Source organism: Flavobacteriales bacterium (assembly GCA_029248105.1).
Lineage (GTDB): Bacteria > Bacteroidota > Bacteroidia > Flavobacteriales > UBA7312 > UBA8444.
Genome location: JAQWJZ010000016.1, coordinates 1 through 10,913, shown reverse-complemented (window position 1 = coordinate 10,913; position 10,913 = coordinate 1). Strand labels below are relative to the sequence as shown.

Sequence of the window (10,913 nt, the reverse complement as noted above, 5' to 3'; positions counted from 1 at the left end):
GACATGAATACGCAGCCAAAAGGCGTTTATTTCTTAGAAATAACGACTTCTACAGGCGGTATCAACAAAAAGATTGTTCTTCAATAATCCTTTTTAAATAGATTGATGAAAGCCCCGAGCAGCAATGTTCGGGGCTTTTTTATGTTTGATTTTGACTTTAATTTTGGATTATTTACCTATCTTTGTGTAAAATTTACAATTAGCAAGTTCCGTGTGTAAAAAAGTTTCACTTTCACTTTTATTTTGCGTTTTTTCCTTAACTGGATTTTCACAAAATTTTATTGAAACCAAGCCTGAAATTCACAAGAGTTTAAACATTTCAGGCTCGTATAGATTTTTTGTTCAGCACAGGCATTTTGTCAACCCCTACATTACTTCAGTAAATGGACTAGACACAGCTCGCTTAATTAAAAAGGCAATACTTTTAGGAGATGCCACACAACTACCAGAACTTACACTTAACATTAATGCTAACCCAAGCAAAAATGTATCTTTTGGTACTGATTTAACTTTTTGGAATCAGAAGACAGGGCAGTTTGAATATTACCGAGGGTTGAATTTGGGAATAAATCTTTACGGTTCTTTTAAAACTCCTTTTGGAAACTATAATGTTAAAACAGGTGGTATTCACTGGTTAAGGCTTAGTCGATTTACAATGAAGACAGGAGAAGGGTTTAATAGATACACTCTTTTTGATAGAAATCCTTGGGACCCGCAATACTCTATATTTAGTCAACGCTATTCGGATTATTACAACCGTGGTAGCGTTCAACAAGATGTACGTTGGGGAAATAAAGCCTTTCAAGGGTTTGCTCTAGATGGGGGTGCGTTGCCTTATGGACTTAACTTCACTTTTTTATACGGTAAAGCAGAATCAAGTGGAGCTCAATTTAATAATGTTTACAACGACGCTTATCAGCAGTCTGTACAGTTTTTAAATACCCAGTTTTATTCTTCATTATTGCCATCTTACATTTTGGGAGGTCGTTTGTTGAAAACACTTGATAATGGTGACATTAGCTTTAATACCATAAACGGTTATGCTTATCTAGATTCTACAGGTACAGATATGAACCGTTATGAGTTTCACTCTTTAGACTACTTATTTAAAGGCAAAGAGTTTACCCTAGTTGGTGAATTAGGGCTTTCAAAGTTCAATGATTTAGATTATGATTTTGCATTAGCAGCTAAGATAAAGACCACTAAAAAATTAACATTATTGCCATTTGATATTGAGTATTTTTACATTGGCACAAATGTTTATAATAATAATTCAGAAATTGTAAATACATCCATTGATGATTCTCAGCCAGAAGACCCTGAGCTAGGCCGAGTACTTACACAAACCGGAAGTGCTTTGTTAGGAGTTGGAAGTTTGGCGAACAATAGAACAGGTGTTTCTATAAATACGGAGTTTAATGTCAAGAAGCTTAAGCTTAGTTTAGGTCAAACCATTTCAAAAGAATTGGAACGAATAACCTCGCAATTGACCTATGGTCGTAGAGTTAATTCACTAGTATTATCTGAGTTTTACAGATGGGAATACCCTTCTCATGTGGGTCCTTACAGTCGAATAAGTAAATTGTATAGAGGTGTTTACGAAACAGTAAATTTGGATAATATACAAGAAGGAAAAATTAAGGATGATAAGCACTTCAACAGTTTTGAAATACAAGCCAAGTATGAATATAAGTTCAATAAGTTTAAGTCTTATTGCTTTTATCTAGGTTCTTTTTCTTCTGCTCAAACCCAGTTTTCTCCTTTTGTAGTACTTACAGAAGATGCTTATATCCGTCAATATGTTCATGAGTTTGAAAATTACTTGTCATTAAGCCCAAGAACTATTCTGACGGCTTATTTAGGTATAGAAAGAGTTATTGGAAATTATGAAACAGATATTAATTACGACACCTTTATGCCTCGATTTCAAACGGGCATGGGCATAGGTCTGGGTGTAGATTACAGTTTATCTAAAAATACAGCATTGTATTTGCGTCACCGTTATTTTTCATTTGAAGACAGAAACTTTGAATTAGATAATAACAACGGTCACGAAACAACGCTAGAATTAAAAGTTACTTTTTAAAACATAGAATATGAGATTAATCGCAATATGTTTTTTCGTTTTTACTACCATTACAACGGTGGCACAAGAGAGGGTCAAAAAGGTTGAATTTTATGGTGTTTCCAAAACAAATATTTTACACCAAGGCTACGAGGTGGATGGCGACACTATGAATATTTCTAAGGCTAATTATGGTCATTCTCTAATAGACTTAGGTATTTTGTTGCGTCCAAGTGCAAGTACAGAAATCGCTACTGAACTCCGACTCAGAAATGAATTAGGCGGCTTTTGGGGAGGGGCTGTTAGTTATGGAATAAGAAAGCTTACACTTAAAGGTGTGGTTAACGATGCTATACGTTATAAGGTTGGTGATCTGGATTTAGAAATGACCCCTTACACCTTGTATAACAACGACTACCAAGATGTCGTAAATGAAGCAACAGTTTATCAAATGGCTAGAGAGGTTATTGACTATGAGCATTATTACAATGGTAATGCTTGGAGGCAACAAGGTGTTCAGTCTAATTTTGGCTTTGACTTAAACAGTGCCACATTTAAATCTTTGGATGTAGCCTTATTTTCTACGAGAAATAAAGTTGCTGATGCAGCTTCTGCATCGCCCGAAAGATTGTTGTCGGGTGGGCAAATGGGCTTAAATACCTCATACGGTTTATTGATGTTTCACTCAGTCAATTTGCACGACTTGAAAAACACAGTTAATGATTTGAATTTGTATTATAACTCGGTTAATACCGTTTCGGCAACTGTTAATTTGCCTGAATTGCCCAAGTTTAGTTTACACTATGAGGGAGGAACATCAAAGGCTAATTATGAAGACTTAACAGAAGATGAGACGCTTACCATTCAAGATTACTTTTGGAATTTGGGCTTAAGTTTTGCGCCAAGTGAATCCATAAAATTGAGTGTAAATGGTATTAATACTGGACCACAATTCCGTTCTCCATCAGCTCAAAACGTACGTTTAGGATATTCATCTAGTAGTAATGTGTTTCCAACTTTAGGCAACAATTTAGCAGTTAGAAATATGGGCTTGTTGGACTACTTGTACAACGACGTATTGTATTATAATACTTTCGATAACCAACTAGATGCATACAATCCTGCTTTCAGCAATGTTATGCCATACGGATTAGCAACACCTAACAGAAAAGGCTTTTCCGTTAGTTTAGACGAATTCACTATCAAAGAACAGCTTAATCTATCTTCAGACCTCTATATAATGTCTGAAATAATTGGTTCAGGAACAAGCGCTTTAAAATCATTTATGAAGTTTGTTGCTAAAGCCGATTACGATTATAAGAAATGGTCGGTAAATGCAGGTTTATCGTATGAGTCAACCTCTAGAGACGGACAAGCTTATGAAGCGATTGAGCTAACATCTATGCTGTTTGACTTCGGTCTTGACTTTGATTTATCGGAAAACATATCGCTACTTTGGGGAACTAAATACCATACTGCTGATGGAAATGAATTATTAGCCGTTTACGATTCTTATAACGACCCCTTGTATTTTGAACCAACAAGCTATAGCGACAATCATCAAATGTTAAACTCAATAGGTTTAATGGTTAATTTTAACGAGCGTTCAACATTAACTGCTTCGGCAAGTTCTTTTGTTCAACAAGCTGAGCAAGAATATAAAATAAACCAGTTTCAACTATTGTACAGATTAAATTTTTAGGATATGAAAAATATTTTTTTAGTACTATTAATTGCAATTACTTTCATTTCGTGTGAAAGGGGAGATTCAGATTTTTTAGGTGGTAGCCTTAACGATCAATTCGGTGAATTGTTGGTATTAGATTCTTTAAAATCAAATACTTCAAACTTTAACTTTTCATACACATCTCCACGTTTTTTTGAGGCACAATGGTCAAAAAACCTCAACTGGAACCTTACAGTCGTGGGTACTCAAACAGGAGCAAGTAAAACGTTCTCAGGCTATTCAAACAAGTTAGATTTTGATAACACTTCTTGGAATGGCACATCAGATGATTTCCCATCTTTCACACAAGAGTCGTGCGAGGCTACTCTTACGCTTTCTGATAACGACACTTCTTTAGAAATGTCAACAACAGTTAATATTGATGCACTAAAACCACTTCAAGACGGTTTGAAGGTAATGGCAGATTTTGAAGACGGATTTCCTTTAAATACCCTGCCTTTAGTACAAGCTGGTGCTAATTTGGTAATTACAGAAGACTCAGCAGCTGTAGGCTCAAAATACCTTCATATGGGAGGCTATGTACCCTACGATTACCTTTTAACATCGATAAAAATTCCTGTTCAAGAAATGGATATGTTTTCATCAACATCCCCTTTGTTGTTGTATTTTAATATGGCTACCATAGGCGGAATGGTTGGTGAAGTGCCAGCTAACCAGTTCCTTAAAATTATCATTAGAGAGGGTGACGGTGCAACACTAGCTAATGGCGAAAAATATTCTGCCGAAATAAATCCTGTTAACTGGTCAGATTGGCAATTGTTTTCATTGCCTTATTCGGACTTTGTTCTTGAGTCAGCTTCGGTTAACAATTTGAGAGAACCTGGAAGAATTAATCAAATTGAAATCATGTGTTTGTCATGCCCAGCAGAAGAAGCGCCTGACGGACCAACATGTCCGGAGAATATGAACCTTAACGTAAACACAGATATTGATTTTATTGCATTTACAGAAAATGAAAGTTATAAACCTTAGTCTTTTACCTGTTTTATTTCTTCTGACCGCTTGTATGGAGTTTAAGCCTATTGCGGTATACGATATAGAGCCCGAGCAAGATGACACTCAACAAGAAAAAGTATTTTTTGATGAGACATTAGGCTTACTATGGCTAAACTTAAATGGTTGTGCTGAGTTCAACATCGTAAAAGAAGATGGTAACAATGTTATTCTTTTAGATTGGAATAAAGTAAACTGTGATTGGGTAGGCTTTGGTAATAGTTGGTCTAGCTTTGTATCTGATGATATTAGTGAATATATTAATACCTCTGCCATATCTTTTCGTGTTAAAGCTGTAGAAGCAGAGCAAAAATCTATTCCTTTTGTTATTGGTCTAGAAGATTATGGTGGAGGCAATTCTTATGTCTTTTCTGAGTTCAAAGACTTTGCTAATCGCTTGAGCATTACTACGGATCAATGGACAACTATTAATATTCCTTTATCGAGATACAACTTCACCTATCAAGGTGTAGACCCCACCAACATTAAGCAAATGATTATCCAGCTAGAAGGAGCTGGAAAAGTTTACCTTGATGATATCAAACTAGTGCCCTTTTCTGACCAAGACTACACACAAATGTTAGCTGATGTAGAGGATATGAGGCCTAGAGGAAATCCTAATCAAACTATTTATCCCTCGAACTTTCAGGAGTTAGCATGGAATATCGGATCCAACGATTGCCATAGCTTGATGGAGAAAGACAGTCAAATTCATTGGCAATGGAACTCGTGTAAGTTTTATAACCGTTGGGGTTTTAATTGGCACAATTGGTATGCTTTCAATTTGAGAGGTATAGTCCAACAAACGGCTTTACAAATCGAACTATCTTCTGATTTTTCTCCTTTCAAAATCATTTTGGAAGATTACACAGGTAAAAGCTCAGAGTTAGCAGCTAAAGATTACATTATCGAAAACCAAAACGATAGTGTTTCAACATTGAACATTCCGCTTTCAGATTTTGAATTAATAGAAAAGCAATTTGTTTTAGATAGAATGAAGCAGTTTCAATTTGTTGGTAATGAAAATGGGGGCTCAATGGTAATTTATGAAATGAAATTAGTCAAACAATGAAGTACTTAAGCTACATATTTATCCTTTTATTCTTGTGGTCGTGTGAGCAAACTGTTTATAATAACCCAGACTATACTTTAGTTTTTGAAGATAATTTTCAAGGAGAAAGCATAGACGAAGCCAAATGGAATTTCGAAATAGGTACGGGTTGTCAGTACAGTGTTAACCTTAACGGATGGGGAAATTTTGAAGATCAATACTATAAAAAAGAAAATGCTACAATCGTAGATAATGATTTTTTGCAAATTGAATCCAAAGCTGAATTCGTATTATATTCAGACCCATGCGGTTCTAATCAAACCAAAAATTACACTTCTGCTAGGATAAACACCAAGAACAAATTTGATTTTACTTACGGAAAGGTAGAAGCTTCTATTAAATTGGATAATGCTGTTGGTATATGGCATGCTTTTTGGATGTTGCCAAGTTTCCCTCAAGAAATCTGGCCATTTTCTGGCGAGATAGATATTCTAGAATTTGCTAACAACAATAATGATATATTTTACGCTGGAACGATGCACCATACAGGGCCGCTAATAGGTACGGATATTCCATATACCAATCTGAATTACTTTAATGAGTTTCATACCTATTCTGTGGAGTGGGATTTGTCAACCGTTAAATGGTATGTTGACGATGTATTAGTACAAACAGTTGTTCGAACAAGTGATAGTGTTCTTGACAATAACTGGCCTTTTGATAAAGAGTTTCATATAATATTAAACACGGCTGTTGGTGGTACGCTTGGCGGTACGCCAAATCTTAATGGGGAGACGCATCATATGTTAGTAGATTACGTTCGTGTTTATCAAAAATTAAGTAACTAATGAGGTATTTATTTATTTTCATATTTATACATTCCATTGCCTTTGCTCAGGTAGTGCCTGTAGAAATAGTTAAATCTGAAACGGGCTACCAATTATTAAGAGGTGGCGAACCATACTACATTAAGGGTGTAGGAGGCTTAGAAAATTTAGAAAAAGCCAAAGAATACGGTGCTAATTCGTTTAGAACATGGTCTGCCGATAACGCTAAAATGTATCTGGATAAAGCTCAAGAATTAGGTTTGACGGTATGTTTGGGATTTTGGGCTCAGCACGAAAGGCACGGATTCGATTGGAGTAATGAATTAGGGATAAAACTTCAATTGGAAAAATTTGCAAAAGTCGTTGATGAAGTGAAAGATCATCCAGCATTATTAATGTGGGCGGTAGGAAATGAAGTAGACTTATTCTATTCTAATTTTGATGTTTGGAAACACATCAACGATATAGCTCTAATGATTAAATCTAAAGATCCGCATCACCCAGTAACAACAGTCACGGCTGGTTTAGATGTTGCTGAAGTCAAGCTCATACAAAAGTATGCTCCTGCTCTAGATCTACTAGGGGTTAATACTTATGGTGGCTTAGGATTTGCTCTTGAATCGTTACCCTATTATGGCTGGGACAAGTCTTATATGATAACAGAATGGGGGCCAAATGGTCATTGGGAATCGCCAAAAACAGATTGGGGCATACCTATTGAGCAGACCAGTACAGAAAAAGCAAAATCATATAAAGAGCGTTATGAAATGATATTTGCCGACTCCACCAACTGTTTAGGCTCTTATGTTTTTCTTTGGGGTTTTAAGCAAGAAACAACATCTTCTTGGTATGGACTTTTCCTTAAAGACGGCACACAGACCAGTGTGATGGATGTTCTCATAGAGAAATGGTCAGGCAAAAAACCAAAAAATTTAGCTCCAGATTTGAATGCTTTTACCATTAATTCTCAAGACGCTTATCAGAATGTTAAGTTGGATAATCGTAGTCCTATGCAAGTAGATATTGATGCTTACGACCCTAATGATGATAAACTTAGCTACCATATAGAAATCGTGCCAGAAAGTACTGATACTAAAGCTGGTGGGGATTTTGAAAGAGCTCCAACAGCAGTTTTTCAAAAAGTTTTCTCTAAGTCTAGCTTTACAATTAAAGCACCTTCTAAAAGTGGTAAGTACCGTTTGTTTGTGGTCATTAAAGACGGAGAAAAAGGCGCAACAGCCAACATTCCTTTTTTAGTGAACTAACAGCTCTATTAGCGTATTATTAAAAATTTCAACACCTTTTTGATTTAAATGGTGCGAATCGTAAAAGTGTAGGCTATCGTCCAAATTTAGAATAGTATTGAAATTATAATATCTCGTATAACTACTCATAGTACTATCAAAGAGGCTATGATTGTCAAATTTTGAATATTCAAAACTACTCACTGGCGCTTGAACAAGAACGACAACAATGCCTTCATTTTTTAATAGCTCAATCACTTCCACGAAAGCATACCATTGCTCTTCTTTTATTTCGTATTTTATAGTATCATGACTACCATCAAACGCCTGCTCTTTTCTTTGGACATATCCACCAGAAATATAAGTGTCTTTGCCAATGGTTTTTTCTTCAATAAAATTTTTATCTAGCTTAAAATATTGACGAACAGCTGAGTAAATGAATGTATTATAGGTTTTAAAATTGTTAATCTCAAAAACCATTTTTGTACTGTGCCAATCTATGGTGTCATTAGAAATAATATCTAGGCTAGACTCCACGCCATCCGAGCTAAAAACTTGAGGGCATATTTCGAATACCACACATTTGGGCTGAATATGATTGAGGTACTTTTTCAATAGAACCAAACTTTGAACAGGCGCTTGACTACTTGAGCCTAAATTAAAGGACGATAAGCCTGCTTTATCAAAAATTCTAGGGTCAAAACCTCTATAAGCGTGTGATGAGCCCACAAACAATATATCAATATTGCGGTAGTTAGGAATTTCAGATATTCGTGTATGAAGATGTCCACCTCTTTGTTTGAAAACCATATTCGTATTTAAGTCGATGGACAAAAAACTACCCCAAAGCATAATGAATAATACATAGAGAAGTGAAACTACAATGGCATATAACACGCTATGTTTTAAAAAACGAATCATCAAAATTGAAAATAGATAAAAGGGTTTTCGCTAGTGGGACTATACATACCTATAAGAAACACAATGAAGCTATAAAGAATTAAACGCTGTACACCATTTAATTTTTTTTCTAAAACATCAATAGCAAAGGCTCCTTCTCTTCCCAACCATTCAATGCATACAAATAAAGTAAGCAAAACAAGACTGATTTTCACCTTAGGCATATCCATAATATGAGGTATTGAAAACAAATCAAGATTAAACATACTATCAAGGTAAGATATTGCGTGAGTTAGCGATTCTGCTCTAAAGAACACCCAAGCCAACACAGTTATGCCAAAAGTCGATAAGATAGCTATAAGCTCTTTAAAACTAGGGAATAGTTTTCCTTTTGCTACGATGTCCAAATGGTTTCGGTTTGTGTCTAATAATAATAGTGGTAAAAAGAAAATAGCATTAAGAATGCCCCATATTAAAAATGTCCAATTGGCACCGTGCCACAATCCACTAACGGCAAATACGATGAATACATTTCTAATATTTTTAGCTTTCTTCACCCTACTACCCCCGAGCGGAATATAGACGTAATCTCTGAACCAACTACTAAGGGAGATGTGCCACCTTCTCCAAAACTCTGCGATATCTCTTGAGAAGTAAGGAAAATCAAAATTCTTCATAAGCTTGATGCCAAATAATCGAGCTGTTCCTATAGCAATATCGGAGTAGCCTGAGAAATCACCATATATTTGGAATGAAAAGAAAATAGCTCCTAACAATAAGGTGCTACCAGAATAATCAGCAGAATTATTAAATATCATATTAGCCAATTCAGCACAGTTATCCGCAATTACCATTTTCTTGAATAAGCCCCAAAGTATTTGTTGCATACCCATTACCGCATTGCTATAATCAAATGTTCGTTGACGTAAAAATTGTGGGAGTAAATTGCTGGCACGCTCTATAGGTCCAGCAACTAATTGTGGGAAAAAGGATACAAATGCTGAAAAAGCGATGAAATCACGACTAGGCTCTAGCTTTCTTTTGTATATATCAATACTATAACTCAATGTTTGAAAGGTGTAAAAACTAATACCAATTGGTAAAATGATATTCAGACTATTGGCTTGTATTTCTCTACCAAACATTGAAAAGACAGCAACAAATTCTTCGACGAAAAAGTTATAATACTTGAAGAAAGCCAAGAATCCAATATTGACGCTTATACTCGTCCAAAGCAGTACTTTTCTTTTTACTACATGCTCTTGATTAGATAATGCAATGCCTACAAGAAAATCTACCAAACTACTAATGAGTATGAGAGAAAGAAATCGCCAATCCCAACAAGCGTAGAAATAGTAACTAGAGATTAAAAGAATGGTATTTTGTAATTTAATATTCCTCTTTGCCAACCAATACAAAGCAAAAACAATAGGTAGGAAGAAAGCAAAGTCTAAAGAGTTAAATAACATCTAAGTATATTCTTCTGCAAACATAAGTAAATGCAGGTTATAGCAATGATACAAAAAAACCCTCTAGCCATTTCTGATTAGAGGGTTTTTTAGAATTATATATTTAGTTCTTATTGAAGAACAATCTTTTTGTTGATACCACCATTAGGAGTTATTATTTCTAAGAAATAAACACCTTTTGGCTGCGTATTCATATTAATCACTTGCGTGTACTGACCAATAAACTCGGTTAACTCTTCAGCAAATACTTCCTTGCCAATCATGTTAACCACCTTAACCGTCATTGTTTGAGCTTCCTCAGAAGTAAACGTAACGTTAAAGATGTCTCTTGATGGGTTAGGATACACATCCAAGTTAGCCACAGTACTGTTCTCTAATCTCGCTCCACCTAAAGTATATTCAACAGGCTGTGAGAAAATAGTTGACCATTAAGTACCGCTAGAACCACAAGCACCACGGATTCTCCAAGAGTAATCTCCAGCAGTTAAACCAAACTTAGTCTTAGAGTTATCCGAACCAGCGACGTTGTTCCATGCCCATACTTGACCTGTAGTGACGTTAGTCAGCTCCAAGAAGTAATGGTCTGGAGCACCACTTTCTGGCGTATCCCAAGACAT

The 10,913-nt window shown here is 35.6% G+C and carries 10 protein-coding genes; 6 read left to right on the top strand and 4 right to left on the bottom strand.

Going from position 1 to position 10,913, the window contains the following annotated elements; genetic code table 11:
- Positions 1–211: 211 nt before the first annotated feature.
- Genes P8I29_02885 through P8I29_02860 form a run of 6 tightly spaced genes read left to right on the top strand, consistent with a single transcriptional unit; the run spans position 212 to position 7,948 of the window.
- Positions 212–2,086 (top strand): hypothetical protein, encoded by a 1,875-nt coding sequence (locus tag P8I29_02885; protein ID MDG1916741.1) that lies wholly within the window; start codon positions 212–214, stop codon positions 2,084–2,086.
- 10 nt (positions 2,087–2,096) lie between these two features.
- Positions 2,097–3,767 (top strand): hypothetical protein, encoded by a 1,671-nt coding sequence (locus P8I29_02880; GenBank protein MDG1916740.1) that lies wholly within the window; start codon positions 2,097–2,099, stop codon positions 3,765–3,767.
- A 3-nt stretch (positions 3,768–3,770) separates the two neighbouring features.
- Positions 3,771–4,784, top strand: coding sequence for a hypothetical protein (locus P8I29_02875; protein MDG1916739.1), 1,014 nt, complete (start codon positions 3,771–3,773; stop codon positions 4,782–4,784).
- Complete coding sequence (locus P8I29_02870; GenBank protein ID MDG1916738.1) at positions 4,765–5,877, top strand: hypothetical protein; 1,113 nt, start codon at positions 4,765–4,767, stop codon at positions 5,875–5,877. Before P8I29_02875 ends, P8I29_02870 begins: the two co-directional genes overlap by 20 nt.
- Positions 5,874–6,704, top strand: a complete 831-nt coding sequence (locus P8I29_02865) for a glycoside hydrolase family 16 protein (GenBank protein MDG1916737.1) — start codon at positions 5,874–5,876, stop codon at positions 6,702–6,704. The genes P8I29_02870 and P8I29_02865 overlap by 4 nt, the downstream gene beginning before the upstream one ends.
- The gene (locus tag P8I29_02860; GenBank protein ID MDG1916736.1) at positions 6,704–7,948 is read left to right on the top strand and encodes a glycoside hydrolase family 2 TIM barrel-domain containing protein; all 1,245 of its coding nucleotides are present in this window, start codon (positions 6,704–6,706) and stop codon (positions 7,946–7,948) included. The genes P8I29_02865 and P8I29_02860 overlap by 1 nt, the downstream gene beginning before the upstream one ends.
- Here the strand turns inward: P8I29_02860 and P8I29_02855 are convergent.
- From P8I29_02855 to P8I29_02840, 4 genes are all read right to left on the bottom strand, one after another.
- Complete coding sequence (locus P8I29_02855; protein ID MDG1916735.1) at positions 7,937–8,848, bottom strand: hypothetical protein; 912 nt, start codon at positions 8,846–8,848, stop codon at positions 7,937–7,939. The two genes, P8I29_02860 and P8I29_02855, sit on opposite strands and share 12 nt — an antisense overlap.
- Positions 8,848–10,296: an MBOAT family O-acyltransferase gene (locus P8I29_02850; GenBank protein MDG1916734.1), complete on the bottom strand. Its 1,449-nt coding sequence runs from the start codon at positions 10,294–10,296 to the stop codon at positions 8,848–8,850. Before P8I29_02850 ends, P8I29_02855 begins: the two co-directional genes overlap by 1 nt.
- Positions 10,297–10,406: 110 nt before the next feature.
- Entirely contained in the window at positions 10,407–10,658 is a 252-nt protein-coding gene (locus P8I29_02845) for a T9SS type A sorting domain-containing protein (protein MDG1916733.1), read from the bottom strand.
- Positions 10,659–10,724: 66 nt separating this feature from the next.
- Positions 10,725–10,913 (bottom strand): hypothetical protein (locus P8I29_02840; GenBank protein ID MDG1916732.1); only part of this gene is annotated, 189 nt, incomplete at its 5' end.